The following is a 17,842-nucleotide window of genomic DNA, read 5'->3' on the forward strand; positions in this document are numbered from 1 at the left end:
TCCCATGTACAAACTGACCGTTGAAGGCCTGCACAAAAGCTATGGCGACCATCAGGTGCTCAAAGGCGTTTCGCTCAAGGCCAAGACCGGCGACGTGATCAGCCTGATCGGCGCCAGCGGCTCGGGCAAAAGCACCTTTTTGCGTTGCATCAACTTTCTCGAACAACCCAACGACGGCGCCATGAGCCTCGACGGCAAAACCATCCGCATGATCACCGACCGCCATGGCATGCACGTCGCCGACGCCGATGAACTGCAACGCCTGCGCACACGCTTGGCGATGGTGTTCCAGCATTTCAACCTGTGGAGCCACATGACCGTGCTGGAAAACATCACCATGGCTCCGCGCCGGGTGTTGGGTTGCAGCAAACAGGAAGCCGATGATCGCGCGCGACGTTATCTGGACAAGGTTGGTCTGCCGGCGCGGGTGGCGGATCAGTACCCGGCGTTCTTGTCGGGCGGGCAGCAACAGCGCGTGGCGATTGCCCGGGCGCTGGCGATGGAGCCGGAGGTGATGTTGTTCGACGAACCGACGTCGGCGCTCGATCCAGAACTGGTGGGGGAAGTGCTGCGGGTGATTCAGGGCCTGGCCGAAGAAGGCCGGACGATGATCATGGTGACCCATGAGATGAGTTTTGCCCGCAAAGTCTCCAGCCAGGTGCTGTTCCTGCATCAGGGTCTGGTTGAAGAAGAAGGCGCACCGGAGGAAGTGCTGGGCAACCCTAAAAGCGAACGCCTGAAGCAATTTCTCAGCGGCAACCTCAAATAACACCTTGCTCATGTAGGAGCTGCCGCAGGCTGCGATCTGTTGATCTTGCTCTTGTTTATAAAAACCAGGATCAAAAGATCGCAGCCTGCGGCAGCTCCTACACGGGATTGCGATTAAACCTTTGCCATATCCGTGCGGTCACTGGAAGAACACCTCCAGAGCGCGCGCAGCCCGCATGGCGAAATCCCCCGACCTCGCAAAAATCTGGTTCAGCGCCCGCGACTGGAAGCCGTTCGCGTTTCAGAAACAAGTCTGGGCGGCGGTCAAACGCGGTGAATCCGGATTGCTGCATGCCAGCACCGGCGCCGGTAAAACCTATGCAGTGTGGTTCGCCGCGCTCAATCGCTACGCCAGGCCCTCTGCGATTACTGAAACTTCACGCAAGCGCAAACCAGCCGCCGAACCACTGACCGTGCTGTGGATTACGCCCATGCGTGCGCTCGCCGCCGATACCGCGCGCGCCCTGCAGGTGCCTGTTGATGATTTGCAGCTGCCGTGGAGTGTCGGCCTGCGCACCGGCGACACCAGCAGCAGCGAACGCGCCCGGCAGAGCCGACGCCTGCCGACCACGCTGATCACCACGCCAGAAAGCCTGACTCTGTTGCTCGCCCGTGCCGATGCGCAAGTTGCACTATCGACATTACGCATGATCGTCGTCGACGAATGGCACGAATTGCTGGGCAATAAACGCGGTGTGCAACTGCAACTGGCCCTCGCCCGGCTGCGTCACTGGCAACCCGACCTGATCGTGTGGGGTGTTTCTGCAACCCTGGGTAATCAATCCCACGCCGAGCAGGTACTCATCCCACGCGGCGACGGCATCAGCGTTCAGGGTCAAAGCGAAAAAATCTTGAAGGTCGACACCCTTATCCCACTGTCCACTGAGCGTTTTCCCTGGGCCGGACACATCGGTCTGAAGATGCTGCCGCAGGTGGTTGCCGAGCTGGACGCCTGCGCCAGCACCCTGGTGTTCACCAATACCCGAGCGCAGTCGGAAATCTGGTATCAGGCATTGCTTGAAGCCCGGCCGGATTGGGCCGGATTAATCGCCCTGCATCACAGTTCATTGTCCCGCGACACCCGCGACTGGGTCGAAAAAGCCTTGAAGGACGGTTTTTTGAAAGCCGTGGTCTGCACCTCAAGTCTGGATCTGGGCGTGGATTTTTTACCCGTCGAACGCGTGCTGCAAATCGGCTCGGCCAAAGGTATCGCACGCTTGATGCAACGCGCCGGACGTTCGGGACACGCACCGGGACGCAGCTCGCGGGTGACGCTGGTGCCGACCCACAGCCTTGAACTGATCGAAGCGGCAGCCGCCCGCGATGCTGTCGAGCAACGGCGCATTGAACCCCGTCTGTCGCCGCACAAACCGCTGGATGTGTTGGTGCAGCACTTGGTCAGCATGGCCCTCGGCGGCGGATTTTTACCTGATGAGTTGTACGAAGAAGTCCGCGGTGCCTGGGCCTATCGCGATCTGACGCCTGAGGACTGGGCCTGGGCGCTGGCTTTCGTACGCCATGGCGGGATGTCTCTGACAGCCTATCCGGATTATCGCCGGGTAGAACCGGACGAAAACGGCGTCTGGCGTGTTCCGGACGCGCGCCTCGCGCGCCGCCATCGCATGAGCGTTGGCACCATCGTCAGCGACGCGAGTATTCAATTGAAATTCTGGAGCAAGGGCGGCGGTGGCAAGCAGTTGGGCAGCGTAGAGGAAGGTTTTATCGCTCGACTCAAACCCGGTGATGGCTTCCTCTTCGCCGGGCGTTTGCTGGAGTTGGTGCGAGTGGAAAACATGACGGCCTACGTGAAACGCAGCAGCGTAAAAAAAGCCGCCGTGCCGCGCTGGAATGGCGGACGTATGCCGCTGTCCAGCGAATTGGCCGAAGCCGTGGTCACTCGCTTCAGCGCTGCGGCACGGGGCGAGTTCAGCGGTCCGGAAATGCAGGCCTTGCGACCGTTGCTGGACACTCAAGCGCAATGGTCTGGCTTGCCTACGTCAGAGAACCTTTTGGCAGAAGTGCTGAAATCCCGCGAGGGCTGGCACCTTTTTCTTTACCCGTTTGCCGGTCGGCAGGTGCATTTGGGGCTGGCGAGCCTGCTGGCCTGGCGCGTCAGCCAGCGTCAGCCGGTGACCTTTTCGATCGCGGTGAATGACTACGGGCTGGAGCTGCTCAGCGCCACAGCTGTCGATTGGGCTGAGCATCTGAACGCTTCACTGTTCAATACCGATCATCTGTTGCTGGATGTGCTGTCCAGTCTGAATGCCGGAGAACTGGCCTTGCGGCGCTTCCGCGAAATCGCGCGAATAGCCGGCCTGGTGTTCGCCGGCTACCCCGGCGCGCCGAAGAGTACCCGACAGGTGCAGGCCTCAAGTGGGCTGTTCTTTGAAGTGTTCAAACAATACGACGCGGACAATCTGTTGCTGGCCCAGGCCGGGGAAGAAGTCCTGCGCGAAGAACTGGATATTCGTCGGTTGGAGCAGACGCTGGAGCGCATCAACCGGATGAACCTGGATGTGCATCAGATCAAACGTCCTGCACCGTTGGGGTTTCCACTGTTGGTTGAACGCATGCGCGAAAGCATGAGTTCTGAAAAGCTTGCTGACAGGATCAGGCGGATGGTGGGTGACTTGGAAAAATCCGCCGACAAGAGTTCATCCCGATGAGCGCGCCCTACCCTGTGCGCCTCGCCGGCGAGGAATTGTGGCTGCTGCCGGAAAAAGCCCTGTACTGGCCGGCGCAACAGGCGCTGCTGATTGCCGACGTGCATTTCGGCAAAGCGGCGGCCTATCGCAGCCTCGGCCAGCCGGTTCCACAAGGCACCACGGCGAGCAATATTTCGGTGATCGATCATTTGCTGGCGAAATTGCCGTGCCGGCAACTGATCTTTCTCGGCGATTTCCTCCATGGCCCAGGTTCACATGCGCCCGGCACGTTGAACGCCTTGGCGCAGTGGCGGGCACGCCACGTTGATCTGCCGATGACACTGATTCGCGGCAATCACGACAAACGCGCGGGCGATCCCCCGGCATCGCTGAACATACGAGTGGTACCGGAGCCGCTGCTGCTGGGGCCTTTCGCTCTACAGCATGAACCGGATCCACATCCTGAAAGGCATGTACTGGCCGGTCACGTACACCCGGTCTATCGATTACACGGCAGGGGCCGACAGAGTCTGCGCCTGGCGTGCTTCAGATTGGGTGAGCGCATTAGCCTGTTGCCAGCGTTTGGCGCGTTTACCGGGGGCTATCCGGTCGAAAAGGATGACAACTGCAAAATCTTTGTCATCGGCGACAACGAAATCTGGCCAGTCAACTAAACCTGCCCACTCCCTCGCGCCTGTAGGAGCAAAGCTTGCTCGCGAAGGCGTCTGCACATCCATCAAAGATGAAACAGACACACCGTTTCGCGAGCAAGCTCTGCTCCTGCAAAAACATCAGGCGACTGGCGCCGGTGGCGGCTCGTCCGGCAAGGTGGGCTCGCCTGGCTCGGTCGGTTGCTCATTGGGGGTGTCGGGATCAGGCTGACCGGGAATTCCACCGGCCATGCTCAAGGATGGTTGTGCCAACAGGGACCAGGCCAATACGCCAACCTGATTGGGCTCAAGCCTTGCCAGCTCGGCAGTGATATGCGGGTCGATCTTCATGGAGCACTCCTCGGCGAAGGCCCGTTTTGCCAGAAACAAAAACGGGCAGTACACCCCATAGAGTGTCTGCCCGCCAAAGAATTCCCGACATCCGCCGGATGGACGAATCAGGTGCGCGGCAGAGTCACGCCACGCTGGCCCTGGTACTTGCCGCCACGATCCTTGTAGGAAACTTCACACTCTTCGTCGGATTCGAGGAAGAGCATCTGCGCCACGCCTTCGTTGGCGTAGATTTTCGCCGGCAGGTTGGTGGTGTTGGAAAACTCCAGCGTTACGTGACCTTCCCACTCAGGCTCGAGCGGGGTGACGTTAACGATGATGCCGCAGCGCGCGTAGGTGCTTTTGCCCAGGCAGATGGTCAATACGTTGCGCGGAATGCGGAAGTATTCGACGGTGCTGGCCAGCGCGAAGGAGTTCGGCGGAATGATGCAAACGTCGCTGTGGATGTCGACGAAGCTGCCCGGATCGAAGTTTTTCGGATCAACGATCGACGAGTTGATGTTGGTGAACACCTTGAAATGATTGGTGCAACGCACATCGTAGCCATAGCTCGACACACCGTAGGAGATCACCCGGCTGTCATCGTTGCCACGTACCTGGCGCTCGACGAAAGGCTCGATCATGCCGTGTTCCTGCGCCATGCGGCGAATCCACTTGTCCGATTTGATGCTCATGGCGGGGTGTCCTGAATAGCGAGGTGGAAAAATTCTGTCCGGCATCTTACCGGGCGCGCCGCCGGGTTCAAAGTGCGGGCTGCAATTCTCGCCGATCCCCCATGATTTACGCGGTCTGGCGACGAACCGTCACACCGCCGATCCCTAAAATACAGAAACCTTCGCAAGAAGCATTGGCACGTCTCGGAAAAAGGGTTAAGGTGGCGCCACTGTGCTGCTTGTGTCACTGAGAATCTCTACACGATATGTTGAATTTCGATCCAACCATCTACAAGAATTTTTCCTGCTCTTTGCACTCAGTCTCGGCCAGGGTTCTTCCTGAGTCGCAGTTATCTTTGTTCAAGGAGTTACACCATGTCTAATCGCCAAACCGGTACCGTTAAGTGGTTCAACGATGAAAAAGGCTTCGGCTTCATCACTCCACAATCCGGTGACGACCTGTTCGTTCACTTCAAAGCTATCCAATCCGACGGCTTCAAAAGCCTGAAAGAAGGCCAACAGGTTTCTTTCATCGCTACCCGCGGTCAGAAAGGCATGCAAGCTGAGGAAGTACAAGTTATCTAACTTGTAGCTTCTTTAGAAAAGAGCCCCGCCCTTAAAAGCGGGGCTTTTTTGTGGGCGCCTGTTTTGTGCAGACGCAAAAAAAGATCGCAGCCTGCGGCAGCTCCTACGGGGATGAATGTAGGAGTTGCCGAAGGCTGCGATCTTTTGCTTTTGCCTTACCAGGCCACGCCAAACCCTGCGGTGTAGCGGGTCTTGCTCAAATCCGCATCGTTGGTACCGCTGATGATGTCACGCTCGGCCTTGAGGTTCAGCGACGCCCAATCAGTGACCTTGTAACGCAGGCCCATCTCGGCATCCAGTGCATAGTCGGCCACGCCAGACAACGGTTTGCCGATTTCGCCATTGGTGAAGAACTCAACCTTCTTGCCGATCAGGTAACGGTTGTAGTCCCACTTCATCGCGACCGAATAGAAGTTGTCCTTGCCGCCATCGCTGTACTCGTAATCGGTGCGGTTGAGCAGCGAACCCAGCGAGAACGCGCCCAGCTCGTCATCCCAGAACTGATAACCCGGACCGGTACCCACTACGCGCTGACGGGACAACTCTTCGACGTAATCACGCTTGTAGTTCAGACGGCCCTGCCAGAACCACTTGTCGGTCAGGAAGCGGTCGAGGGCATATTCGGCGCGCCAGTTGTTGGTGGTGACTTCGTCGTCCTGCACTTCACGGTTGTACTCGCCTTCGGCGGTGTGTCGCCAGCGGCCGTGACGCGCGGTGGTCTTGAAGCCTACGTCGTAATCATCGGTGTCCTTCTCGGCGCGCTGATAGTCCAGCGCCAGATCGACATTGCCCTTCCACACCAGATCCTCGACCACCGGTTTCGGTTTGAGAATCTGCTGAATGCTCGCCAGCTCGACAGTTTTCGGCGCCTCACCGTTGGCCAGGGTGACCTTGCCGTCTTCGGCCGCCGTCAGCGACTTGGACACTTCACCGCTGTATGCGTCCTGCTTGACCAGCAGGTGCTGATCACTGTCCAGGGTTTTGACCTCTTTCCAGTCAATCGTGACCGCACCGGCATATTTGGTCTGGATCAACAGCTTGCCGCCATCGAACACGGTGATAGTGCCGGTCAACTTGTCACCGTTCTTTAACCACACGGTGTCGGCAAGCAGGGGCGTGGACGCACTGAAAACAGCAAGGCACAGCAAGGTTCTGGACAACATAAGCGAATCGAGGGCTCAAGTTTGCGAAAAAAGGTCGGCATTATCCGTAGGAATAAGACCCTGACAAGGACTGACCGGACTATTTCTATTGAGTTCATTTCTCAACTGCACGACGACGGATTACCCTGAAGGCCTCAATCCGACGATGTTCAGGAGGCGCACCCGTGACAGACCCGATCAACGACCGTGAAAGCGAAGCGCAAATCCGACGCACGGCGCTCTACTCGACCCTCGCACAAGTGCCCGAGGGTAAAGTCGTCAGCTATGGTCAATTGGCAGAACTCGCCGGATTGGGGCGCGCCGCCCGCTGGGTCGGCCGCACGTTGAGTCAGTTGCCCGGCGATACCAAACTGCCCTGGCACCGGGTGCTCGGTGCCGGCGGTCGGATCAGCCTCCCGGTCGGCAGCCCTTCCGGCGATGAACAACGGGCCAGATTGCGCACTGAAGGCATCACCATCCTGAACAATCGTGTGGATATTCAGCGCCATGGCTGGCGTCCGGTAGAGCACAGCGGTTAGAGTGCGCGCTTTGTTTTCGCAATCTTGAGGCAGACTTCAGCCCATGCCCCGTAAAACCTGGCGCGCCGCGCTAGCCGCTTATGCCAGTCCTTCGACGCTCGTGCTGTTGTTGCTGGGTTTCGCCGCCGGCCTGCCGTACATGCTGGTGTTTTCAACGCTTTCCGTGTGGCTGCGCGAAGCGGGCGTAGCCCGTGAAACCATCGGCTACGCGAGCCTGATCGGCCTCGCTTATGCGTTCAAATGGGTCTGGTCGCCCCTGCTCGACCAATGGCGCCTGCCGTTATTGGGCAAGCTTGGCCGTCGACGCTCGTGGCTGGTGCTTTCGCAAACACTGGTAATTTTTGGCCTGATCGGCATGGGTTTCTGTGATCCGCAGAAGCATTTGTCCTGGCTGATCGCCATCGCCGTTGTCGTCGCCTTCGCCTCCGCAACGCAAGATATCGCGGTCGATGCCTATCGCCTGGAAATCGCCGAGGACAACCGCCAGGCTGCCCTCGCCGCCAGCTACATGTCGGGTTATCGCGTGGCAGCGCTGTTGGCCACCGCTGGCGCACTGTTTTTCGCGGAGGGCTTTGGTTCTACCGGGTTCAACTATCAGCATTCGGCATGGACGGGCACTTACGTGCTGTTCGGTGCGCTGATGATCCCTGCCCTGCTCACCACCTTTTTCATGCGCGAACCGCCGGTGCCGCTGCGCACCCAATTGCAGGCCGGGCGCTACACGTTCATGCATCAACTGATGTCGGTGTTTGTGCTGATCGTCTTGCTGGTGTCCGTGCCGGCGATGTTCACCCAACTCTACAACACCGATTTTGCCAGCGTGCTGTTCGGCGGGATGAGCCCGCTCGACCTGCTGCTTGAAGACCGCGCTTTCCTGCGCGCCATTCTCTATACGCTGCTCACCGGCCTGTGCCTGTCGACCATGGGTCGTCGTGGCCTGGCGCCAGTACTGACGCCCGTCAACGACTTCATTTTGCGTTACCGCTGGCAGGCGCTATTACTGCTCGGACTGATCGCCACCTATAGGATGTCGGACACAGTGATGGGCGTAATGGCCAACGTGTTCTACATCGACCAGGGCTTTACCAAGGATCAGATTGCCAGTGTCAGCAAAATCTTCGGCCTGATCATGACCCTCGTGGGCGCCGGCATGGGCGGTCTGCTGATCGTGCGCTTTGGCATTCTGCCGATTCTGTTCATCGGCGGCGCAGCCTCGGCGGCCACGAATCTTCTGTTCGTGATGCTCGCCGACATGGGCCCTAACCTGAAGATGCTGGTGGTGACCATTTCCCTCGACAACTTCAGTTCCGGCCTGGCGACCTCGGCGTTCGTCGCCTATCTGTCGAGCCTGACCAACCTGAAGTTCTCCGCGACACAATATGCTCTGCTCAGCTCGATCATGCTCCTGCTGCCGCGCCTTATGGGCGGCTATTCCGGTGTCATGGTCGAGAAGTTCGGCTACCACAGCTTCTTCCTGATCACCGCACTGCTCGGTGTGCCGACGCTGGTGCTGATCGCCCTGCACTGGTTCCAGGAAAGGCGCCGCGAAGGCCCGACACCCACGCCCGAACCCGTGCCGACGCCAGTCGCGGAAGAGTCGTAGGACATTTCGCCAACGGCGGGAAGAATCCCGCCGTTGCACCTCACCGCCGGCCGCACGCCTGTACGTCAGCAAAACTCGCCGGTACACTGCTCCGTCATTTCCAGTCATAGCAACCGACAACGGCCAACCATGCGCACCAGTCAATTTTTGCTCGCCACACAGAAAGAAACGCCTTCCGATGCGGTCGTGATCAGCCACCAGCTGATGCTGCGCGCCGGCATGATCCGCAAACTCGCCTCGGGCCTGTACACCTGGCTGCCCATGGGCCTGCGGGTTATGCGCAAGGTTGAAGCCATCGTTCGCGAAGAGATGAACGCTGCCGGCTCTCTGGAAGTGTTGATGCCGAGCACCCAACCGGCCGAGCTGTGGCAGGAATCCGGGCGCTGGGAAGAATACGGCCCTGAACTGCTGCGCATCAAAGACCGCCACGGTCGCGACTTCTGCGCGGGCCCGACCCACGAAGAAGTGATCACCGATCTGATGCGCAACGAGTTGAGCAGCTACAAACAGCTGCCAATCAACCTGTACCAGATCCAGACCAAATTCCGTGATGAAATCCGTCCACGCTTCGGTTTGATGCGCGGCCGCGAATTCATCATGAAAGACGCGTACTCGTTCCACGCCGATCAAGCGTCGCTGCAGGTTACCTACGACCGCATGCACCAGGCGTACTGCAACGTGTTCACCCGTTTGGGCCTGAAATTCCGTCCGGTTGAAGCCGACAACGGTTCGATCGGTGGCGCGGGTTCGCATGAATTCCACGTGCTGGCCGAATCCGGCGAAGACGATATCGTCTTCAGCAACGGTTCCGACTACGCAGCGAACATCGAGAAGGCCGAAGCGGTACCACGCGAAACTTCGCGTGCCGCGGCGACCGAAGAGCTGCGCCTGGTCGATACGCCAGACACCAAGACCATCGCGGCACTGGTGGAAAAATTCAATCTGCCGATTGAAAAGACTATCAAGACCCTGATCGTCCACGCGGAAGAAGCAGGCAAGCTGATCGCGCTGGTGATTCGTGGTGACCACGAACTCAACGAAATCAAAGCTGCCCAGCAACCTGGCGTGGCCAACCCGCTGGTCATGGCTTCCGATGCCGAACTGCGTGACGCCATTGGCGCTGGCGCCGGTTCCCTCGGCCCGCTGAACCTGCCACTGCCAATCATCATCGACCGCTCGGTCGAACTGATGAGCGACTTTGGCATCGGCGCGAACATCGACGACAAGCACTACTTCGGCGTGAACTGGGAGCGTGATCTGCCGGTTCCGACCGTGGCCGACCTGCGTAACGTGGTTGCCGGTGATCCGAGCCCGGACGGCAAAGGCACGCTGGAAATCAAGCGCGGCATCGAAGTCGGGCACATCTTCCAACTGGGCAACAAGTACAGCAAGGCGATGAAGTGCGAAGTGCTGGGCGAGAACGGCAAACCGGTGACCCTGGAAATGGGTTGCTACGGTATTGGTGTATCCCGCGTGGTGGCTGCGGCCATCGAGCAGAACAACGACGCCAACGGCATCATCTGGAGCGACACCCTGGCGCCGTTCCAGATCGCTCTGGTACCGCTGCGTTATGAAACCGAGCAGGTGCGCGAAGCCACCGACAAGCTGTACGCCGAATTGACGGCCGCCGGCTTCGAAGTGCTGCTGGACGACCGCGACAAGAAAACCAGCCCGGGCATCAAGTTCGCGGACATGGAGCTGATCGGCATTCCTCACCGGATCGTGGTCAGTGACCGCGGCCTCGCCGAAGGCAACCTGGAATACAAGAGCCGTACCGAAGGCGAAGCGCAAGCATTGCCGGTGGCCGACGTATTGTCCTTCCTGCAGGCCCGTATCCGCCGCTGAAACCAGATAGAGACGTCATGTTCAAGCGAAACACCTTAGGCCTCGGTGGCACCGCCTTGTGCGGTGCCCTGCTGGTCAGCGGCTGTGCCAATCACATGTCACAACGCAGCGAGCACGAAGAGCGGGTCGAGCGAAAGTTGCTCGACCATAGCCTGCAAATTGATGTCGGTGAGCCTAAGGCGCTTGAGCTGCCGCAGCGACGCGTGAAGATCAACGAACAGAAGACTTTTGAAGTCACCGAGTTCGAAGTCACCCGTCATTACGATCGCTACACGCCGTACCAGCCTTGGCGGGAGGTCTACGAGATCCCGCTGGGCGTAGTGGCCGTGGTTGGCGGTGTCGGCGCGAACGTGGTCAACGTCTTCGCCCTCGGCAACCTGCCGGACAGCGTGACCAAGGACTGGCTCAGCTACGGCTTCGCCGGGCTCAACCCGTTCATGAATGTGCAGTCCAACGGTCGTGCGCAGCAGAACCTGGCCGGTATCGATGAAGTCCAGCGCGACAAGCGCACGGAGTATTCAAGCCTGCCGTGGAGCGAGCGCCCGGTGCAGGTCAAGGCCGGCAAGCAGACGTTCGACATGACCACCGATCGTAACGGTGTCCTGCGCCTGAACCTGCTCGACAGTCCCTTTGCCGAAAATGACCTCAACCATGTCGGCAAACTGCAGATCAGCGTCGAAGACGCCAAGGATGACGTGCACTCTGACACTTCCCTGATCATCAGCAGCCAATTGCGTGGCAAGTTGCTGGAAGCGCACGGGCTGATTTACGACGATCTGGAAGACGACGAAGTGAGCCAGTGGGTCCACCGGGTCAAGCGCCTGTCGGAACTGGGCCTGGAAGAAGAAGCCAGCGAGCTGGAACAAAGCCTGATCGAACTGACGCGCAACGATCCTGAGCTGCAGACTGAGTTTCTCAAGTCGCTGACCAAGGATGCTGGGCGTCTGGTTGCAGATCCGGGACCGAATTAACAGCAACAGCTAAAAGCTTCGCGAGCAGGCTCGCTCCCACATTGGATTTGTGTCGTATACAAAAACCATGTGGGAGCGAGCCTGCTCGCGAAGGCTGACCGACACTCATCGCAAAACTACCGCTCGAACAACTCCATCTGCTCAAACCCGCCGCGCAAATCCTCCAGCCGCACCCCAACCCCCAATAACCGCACCGGTTTCCCGCCGCGATTGAACGCCTGCGTCAGCATCAACTGATAACTGCCCAGATCCCGCCCTGCCCCGGCCTGCTCCAGCGTCGTCTGGGTAAAGTCATGAAACTTCACTTTGACGAACGGCTTGCCCGGTCGATAACTACTGTCGATCCGTGCCATGCGCGTTTTCAGGGTCTCCAACAGTTCCGGCAACTTATCCAGGCAACTGCGCAGATCAGGCAGATCGACGTCGTAGGTGTTTTCCACGCTGATCGACTGACGCCGACTGTCGTTGTGCACCAACCGGTCATCGATCCCACGGGCCAGACTCCACAATCGCTCACCAAAGCTGCCGAATTCGCGCACCAGCGCCAATTTGCCCCACTCGCGCAACTGTGAGCAGTCGACGATGCCGAGCCTGCCCAGTTTGTCAGCCGTAACTTTGCCGACACCGTGCAACTTGCTCACTGGCAGGCCACTGACGAAGTCCTCGACCTGATCCGGTGTAATCACAAACAAACCATTGGGCTTCTTCCAGTCACTGGCGATCTTCGCCAGAAACTTGTTCGGCGCCACGCCCGCAGACACAGTGATATGCAACTGATTGGAGACTCGGCGACGGATGTCCTGGGCAATGCGTGTGGCGCTGCCGCCGAAATGCGCGCTGTCGGACACGTCCAGATAAGCCTCGTCGAGCGACAAGGGCTCGATCAGGTCGGTGTAATCGGCAAAGATCGTGTGAATTTCTTTCGAGGCCTCGCGATAGGCATCCATGCGCGGCTTGACGATGGTCAGGTCGGGACACAGCTTCAAGGCATGCCCCGAAGCCATCGCCGAGCGTACGCCGTAAGCCCGCGCCTCGTAATTGCAGGTAGCAATCACGCCGCGTCGATCTGCCGAACCACCCACCGCGAGTGGCTTGCCGGCCAGACGCGGGTCATCGCGCATCTCGATGGCGGCGTAAAAACAATCGCAGTCGATGTGGATGATTTTTCGCTGAGTCATGTCAGAAAAGGAAATGTGGCGAGCCGGATCGGCAGTATCTCACTGACACCTGTATATAGCACCAGTGGTCTGAATGTTCTTTCTGAGCGGTAGGAAATGTCCTTTGGATTTATTTTATCAATCGGAAAACGCCAGCCAATAGAGCTGAAAGCCTTGCCCCGCCTGCCCTGTAGCTATAGAAACACCCGATAAAATGCGCTAACCGATTGAACCTCAACAGATTTTATCCAGATTGCGGGTTGACACCCCGGCGTTCCTCTGTAGAATGCCGACACACAGACGCGGGATGGAGCAGTCTGGTAGCTCGTCGGGCTCATAACCCGAAGGTCGTCGGTTCAAATCCGGCTCCCGCAACCAAACATCAAAAAAGGCTACTCGAAAGAGTGGCCTTTTTTGTGCGCGCCTGTTTTGCAGTTATTGCCAGGCTGACGCAAGCGCATTGCCAAACAGGAATTCGTTTCATTTCCGAAACTTAACGCGTCACGTGCGACTGTTTGACGCGAATTCACATTTATTTGACCCTTTATGGGATTAGCGGTTGACACCTCGCCGTTCGCCTGTAGAATGCCGCCACACAGACGCGGGATGGAGCAGTCTGGTAGCTCGTCGGGCTCATAACCCGAAGGTCGTCGGTTCAAATCCGGCTCCCGCAACCAAACATCAAAAAAGGCTACTCGAAAGAGTGGCCTTTTTTGTATCTGTCGAAAAAGTCCTTTCGCAACAATGATCTGTCACTGTGCAGTGAACCGCTCGGGATCATCAGACTCGCCAACTTGCGACTATGCTTGAGTCGCAGGCAAGACGTCTGCAATCCAGGAACTGCCCTCGCCGATACCTGGTGAGAGGCGTAGTATTTTGTGATTATTTTTTTCTACAGGGATTGGTAACTTGGCTGGATACCCCCATCCTGTCGCGCACAATCCAAGAGGTGATTGATGCGCGCCAACTCGTCTGATTCACAAGACACCGTCACAGCGGAACATCCGATCAAACCCGAGCGTTTGCGCTTGCTGGATCGGTTGAGCAAGTACCGTCAACCCATTGGTCTGGCGGTCACGCTGCTGTTGTTCGCCATTGCGCTGATTGCCTGTCGTCATCTGCTTGCCGAGCTCGATCTCGACGCGCTGCACGACTCGATCCTCGACGTGCCGAAACCCGCCCTGCTCGGCGCGTTCGGCGCGACCGTGGTCGGCTTCATTATTCTGCTGGGCTACGAATGGTCAGCCAGTCGCTATGCCGGTGTGACATTGCCACCGCGTACGCTGGCCCTCGGCGGCTTTACCGCGTTTGCGATTGGTAACGCCATCGGCCTTTCGCTGTTGTCAGGCGGTTCGGTGCGCTACCGTTTATATGCGCGGCTGGGTCTGGGGGCGTCAGAAGTCGCGCACATGACCTTGTTTGCCAGTCTGTCGCTGGGTTGTGCCCTGCCGCCGCTGGCAGCGCTGGCGACACTGAGTGACTTGCCTGCTGCCTCTCAGGCACTGGGTTTGTCCGAAGGCCTGCTCGGCACTGTCGCCGCGGTCGTGCTGTTGCTTGGCGCAGTGCTGGCTATCGGCATCTATCGTCGGCGCCTGCCGGAACAGCCGTTGCGCGACAACCTGCTGGTCAGGGTCGGTCGCCGCACCCTGCGCCTGCCGGGTCGACGTCTGACGTTCCTGCAACTGATCATTACCGCCCTCGACGTTGCGGCCGCCGCGACTGTTCTCTATCTATTGCTGCCGGAAGCGCCGCCGTTTGGTGCGTTCCTGCTGGTGTACCTGCTGGCATTGGCTGCCGGCGTACTCAGCCACGTACCCGGCGGCGTCGGTGTGTTCGAAGCGATCCTGCTGGCCGCTTTCGCCGACAAGCTCGGTGCCGCGCCTCTCGCCGCTGCGCTGCTGCTGTATCGCCTGATCTATGTGGTGTTGCCGTTGTTGGTGGCCTGCGTATTCCTGCTGATCAACGAAGGTCAGCGCCTGTTCCAGACCCAGACCATGCGCGCCGCGTCTGGTCTCGCAGCGCCGATTCTGGCGGTGCTGGTGTTCTTGTCCGGCGTGGTGCTGCTGTTCTCCGGTGCGACCCCGGAAATCGATACACGGCTGGAACATATCGGTTTTCTGATCCCGCATCGTCTGGTCGACGCTTCGCACTTTGGCGCCAGCCTGATCGGCGTGCTCTGCCTGATGCTCGCTCAGGGCCTGCGCCGTCGCCTGTCGGCGGCGTGGATGCTGACCACCATTCTGCTGTTGGTTGGCGCCCTGCTCTCGCTGCTCAAAGGCTTCGACTGGGAAGAAGCGACGCTGATGACCCTCACCGCTGCGTTGCTCGGTGTGTTCCGTCGCTCGTTCTATCGCCCGAGTCGCTTGACCGAACTGCCCTTCTCGCCGCTGTATCTGGTGGCCAGTCTCTGCGTGCTGGGCGCTTCGACGTGGCTGTTGCTGTTCGCCTATCAAGACGTGCCTTACAGCCATCAACTCTGGTGGCAGTTCACCCTTGATGCAGACGCGCCACGTGGCCTGCGTTCGCTGCTCGGCGCTGCCGTGCTGTTGCTGGTGATCGCGCTGACATGGCTGCTGCGCACCGCGCGCCCGGTCATTCACTTGCCGACGCCTGATGAACTCGATCGTGCGGCAAAGATTCTGATGGCTTCGTCGCAACCCGACGGCGGCCTGGCGCTGACCGGTGACAAGGCGCTGCTGTTTCACCAGAACGATGAAGCGTTTCTGATGTACGCGCGCCGTGGCCGCAGCCTGGTGGCGCTGTACGACCCGATCGGCCCCGGCCAGCAACGCGCCGAGATGATCTGGCAGTTCCGCGACCTCTGCGATATTCACCACGCCCGCCCGGTGTTCTACCAGGTGCGCGCGGAGAACCTGCCGTACTACATGGACATCGGCTTGACTGCGATCAAGCTCGGCGAGGAAGCCCGGGTCGATCTGGTGCGCTTTGACCTGGAAGCCAAGGGCAAAGAGATGAAGGATCTGCGTTACACCTGGAACCGCGGCTCCCGCGACGGTCTGTCGCTGGAGATCCACGAGCCGGGCCAGGCGCCGATGGATGAGCTGAGAGTGATTTCCGATGCGTGGCTGACCGGCAAGAATGTGCGCGAGAAAGGCTTCTCCCTCGGCCGTTTCAGCGACGATTACCTGAAGCATTTCCGCATCGCGGTGATTCGCTTCGAGGGCCGCCCGGTGGCGTTCGCCAACCTGCTCGAGACTTACAGCCACGACCTGGCCAGCCTCGACCTGATGCGCGCGCACCCGGACGCTCCAAAGCTGACCATGGAATTCATGATGGTCGGCCTGATTCAACACTATAAGAGTCACGGATACGCGCGCTTCAGCCTGGGCATGGTGCCGTTGTCGGGGTTGCAACCCCGGCGTGGTGCACCGCTGACCCAGCGTCTGGGTTCGATGGTTTTCCGCCGTGGTGAGCAGCTGTACAACTTCCAAGGCTTGCGCCGCTTCAAAGACAAGTTCCAGCCTGACTGGGAACCCCGTTATATGGCCGTGCCCGCCGGACTCGATCCGCTGGTGGCGCTGGCCGACACTGCTGCCCTGATCGCGGGCGGCTTGACTGGATTGGTGAAACGCTGATGATTCAACGCTCCCTGAAGTACATCCTGGCCGCACTGATCGTGCTGGCCGTGATTGCCGGCGGCGGTTACTGGTACCTGAAACGCCCGGCACCGGAACCGACCGTCGAACAGCTCAACCCGGCCGATGGTGCGGCCATGACCCGCGTCATTCCCGGCACCAAGGCCAAGGCCCAAGTGCTGATCGCGGTTAATGACGACCAGAAACTCAGTGAAAAGCAACTGACCACCCTTAGCCGCAGCGCCTCGGCGCAAATCGTCCAGGTGATTCTGCCGAAGGACTGCCTGCTGCAAAGCCGCGCCCTGCAATCGGGCCTGCGTGAACTGAATGGCCCGGCCACATTGGTCAGCGGCATCGGTCCTGGTGCCGTGCTGGCCTGGCGCTGGTTGTCGGAACAGAAAGACGACAAGGCCCAAGCCGTCTCCGTTGACCTCGCTCTGGAAAAGGGTGGCTGCACGCACCTACTGCCGAAGTCTGCCGCCCACGGCCACTGGCTGGTGGCCTGGAACGACAACCCGGATGACGCCAGCGCAGGCTTCGTGCGCGATCAACCGAACGCCGAAACCAGCATCAGCGACTACGACATCAACCTGCCGCAAGTGCTGAACAACGAACTGCGCAAGATCCTCGTCGGCGGCGACAAGGCTAACGGCGGTCTGGCAATCCCGGTGGTTGAAGTACCGGCCGGCCAGGCCAAAGACACCGTCACCCTGTTCCTCTCCGGTGACGGCGGCTGGCGCGACCTCGACCGCGATGTAGCGGGTGAGATGGCCAAGATCGGCTATCCGGTGGTCGGCATCGACACCTTGCGCTACTACTGGCAGCACAAGAGCCCTGAGCAAAGCGCGCTGGACCTGACCGAACTGATGCAGCACTACCGGCAGAAATGGGGCACCAAGCGCTTCATCCTCACCGGTTACTCGTTCGGTGCCGACGTGTTGCCAGCGATCTACAACCGCCTGCCGGACACCGAGCAGCAACGCGTAGACGCAATCATCCTGCTGGCCTTCGCCCGCACCGGCAGCTTCGAAATCGAAGTCGAAGGCTGGCTGGGTAACGCCGGCAAAGAAGCCGCCACCGGCCCGGAAATGGCCAAACTGCCACCGGCCAAGGTGATTTGCATCTACGGTGAGGAAGAGACGGATGAAAGCGGCTGCACGGACAAGACAGCGGTGGGTGAGGCAGTGAAACTGCCCGGCGGCCACCACTTCGACGAGAACTACCCGGCGCTGGCCAAGCGTCTGGTGGACTTGATCGAGAAACGCCAGGCGGCAAGCCAGGTCGCCGAAGAGTGATCTGAGCCACGCCACCGAAAAGCCCTCGCAACTGTGAAGCTG

14 protein-coding genes and 2 tRNA genes are annotated in these 17,842 nt (G+C 59.4%); 12 read left to right on the top strand and 4 right to left on the bottom strand.

What is annotated here, in order from left to right:
* The first annotated feature begins 4 nt into the window (after positions 1 to 4).
* From JFT81_RS13525 to pdeM, 3 genes are all read left to right on the top strand, one after another.
* Positions 5 to 769 (top strand): ATP-binding cassette domain-containing protein, encoded by a 765-nt coding sequence (locus tag JFT81_RS13525; RefSeq protein WP_201227696.1) that lies wholly within the window; start codon positions 5 to 7, stop codon positions 767 to 769.
* Between the two features lie 175 nt (positions 770 to 944).
* A complete protein-coding gene (locus JFT81_RS13530) occupies positions 945 to 3,434 on the top strand; it encodes a ligase-associated DNA damage response DEXH box helicase (protein WP_201227697.1) in 2,490 nt (829 codons plus the stop codon).
* Complete coding sequence (gene pdeM, locus JFT81_RS13535; RefSeq protein WP_201227698.1) at positions 3,431 to 4,087, top strand: ligase-associated DNA damage response endonuclease PdeM; 657 nt, start codon at positions 3,431 to 3,433, stop codon at positions 4,085 to 4,087. Before JFT81_RS13530 ends, pdeM begins: the two co-directional genes overlap by 4 nt.
* 117 nt (positions 4,088 to 4,204) lie before the next feature.
* Here pdeM and JFT81_RS13540 read toward each other — a convergent pair whose 3' ends face one another.
* Together JFT81_RS13540 and dcd are read right to left on the bottom strand one after the other, a co-directional pair.
* Positions 4,205 to 4,414 (bottom strand): hypothetical protein, encoded by a 210-nt coding sequence (locus JFT81_RS13540; RefSeq protein WP_129390065.1) that lies wholly within the window; start codon positions 4,412 to 4,414, stop codon positions 4,205 to 4,207.
* Positions 4,415 to 4,521: 107 nt separating this feature from the next.
* On the bottom strand, positions 4,522 to 5,088 hold the full coding sequence (gene dcd, locus JFT81_RS13545) for a dCTP deaminase (protein WP_201149222.1): 567 nt from the start codon (positions 5,086 to 5,088) through the stop codon (positions 4,522 to 4,524).
* 354 nt (positions 5,089 to 5,442) lie between these two features.
* Between dcd and JFT81_RS13550 the strand changes: the two genes are divergently transcribed.
* On the top strand, positions 5,443 to 5,652 hold the full coding sequence (locus JFT81_RS13550) for a cold-shock protein (RefSeq protein WP_002554837.1): 210 nt from the start codon (positions 5,443 to 5,445) through the stop codon (positions 5,650 to 5,652).
* 155 nt (positions 5,653 to 5,807) lie between these two features.
* Here the strand turns inward: JFT81_RS13550 and JFT81_RS13555 are convergent, their stop codons facing one another.
* On the bottom strand, positions 5,808 to 6,815 hold the full coding sequence (locus JFT81_RS13555; RefSeq protein WP_201227699.1) for a DUF481 domain-containing protein: 1,008 nt from the start codon (positions 6,813 to 6,815) through the stop codon (positions 5,808 to 5,810).
* Positions 6,816 to 6,979: 164 nt separating this feature from the next.
* On the opposite strand from JFT81_RS13555, the gene JFT81_RS13560 reads away from it, so the two are divergent.
* From JFT81_RS13560 to JFT81_RS13575, 4 genes are all read left to right on the top strand, one after another.
* Positions 6,980 to 7,333: an MGMT family protein gene (locus JFT81_RS13560; RefSeq protein ID WP_201227700.1), complete on the top strand. Its 354-nt coding sequence runs from the start codon at positions 6,980 to 6,982 to the stop codon at positions 7,331 to 7,333.
* A 43-nt stretch (positions 7,334 to 7,376) separates the two neighbouring features.
* On the top strand, positions 7,377 to 8,936 hold the full coding sequence (locus JFT81_RS13565; protein ID WP_201227701.1) for an AmpG family muropeptide MFS transporter: 1,560 nt from the start codon (positions 7,377 to 7,379) through the stop codon (positions 8,934 to 8,936).
* Between the two features lie 129 nt (positions 8,937 to 9,065).
* Positions 9,066 to 10,781 carry a proline--tRNA ligase gene (locus JFT81_RS13570; protein WP_201227702.1) on the top strand — a complete coding sequence of 572 codons (1,716 nt, stop codon included), beginning with the start codon at positions 9,066 to 9,068 and terminating at the stop codon, positions 10,779 to 10,781.
* Positions 10,782 to 10,798: 17 nt separating this feature from the next.
* Positions 10,799 to 11,752 (top strand): hypothetical protein, encoded by a 954-nt coding sequence (locus JFT81_RS13575; protein ID WP_201227703.1) that lies wholly within the window; start codon positions 10,799 to 10,801, stop codon positions 11,750 to 11,752.
* Positions 11,753 to 11,868: 116 nt separating this feature from the next.
* Here JFT81_RS13575 and dinB read toward each other — a convergent pair whose 3' ends face one another.
* Positions 11,869 to 12,930, bottom strand: a complete 1,062-nt coding sequence (gene dinB, locus JFT81_RS13580; protein WP_201227704.1) for a DNA polymerase IV — start codon at positions 12,928 to 12,930, stop codon at positions 11,869 to 11,871.
* Positions 12,931 to 13,210: 280 nt separating this feature from the next.
* Between dinB and JFT81_RS13585 the strand changes: the two genes are divergently transcribed.
* The 4 genes from JFT81_RS13585 to JFT81_RS13600 all read left to right on the top strand — a co-directional run bounded on the left by JFT81_RS13585 (position 13,211) and on the right by JFT81_RS13600 (position 17,800).
* Positions 13,211 to 13,287: transfer RNA gene (locus tag JFT81_RS13585), tRNA-Met, on the top strand.
* A gap of 222 nt (positions 13,288 to 13,509) precedes the next feature.
* Positions 13,510 to 13,586: transfer RNA gene (locus tag JFT81_RS13590), tRNA-Met, on the top strand.
* Between the two features lie 279 nt (positions 13,587 to 13,865).
* Positions 13,866 to 16,505: a bifunctional lysylphosphatidylglycerol flippase/synthetase MprF gene (gene mprF / locus JFT81_RS13595; RefSeq protein ID WP_201227705.1), complete on the top strand. Its 2,640-nt coding sequence runs from the start codon at positions 13,866 to 13,868 to the stop codon at positions 16,503 to 16,505.
* Positions 16,505 to 17,800, top strand: a complete 1,296-nt coding sequence (locus JFT81_RS13600) for an AcvB/VirJ family lysyl-phosphatidylglycerol hydrolase (RefSeq protein WP_201227706.1) — start codon at positions 16,505 to 16,507, stop codon at positions 17,798 to 17,800. Before mprF ends, JFT81_RS13600 begins: the two co-directional genes overlap by 1 nt.
* The last annotated feature ends 42 nt before the right edge of the window (positions 17,801 to 17,842 follow it).

Source organism: Pseudomonas sp. TH43 (assembly GCF_016650635.1).
GTDB lineage: Bacteria > Pseudomonadota > Gammaproteobacteria > Pseudomonadales > Pseudomonadaceae > Aquipseudomonas.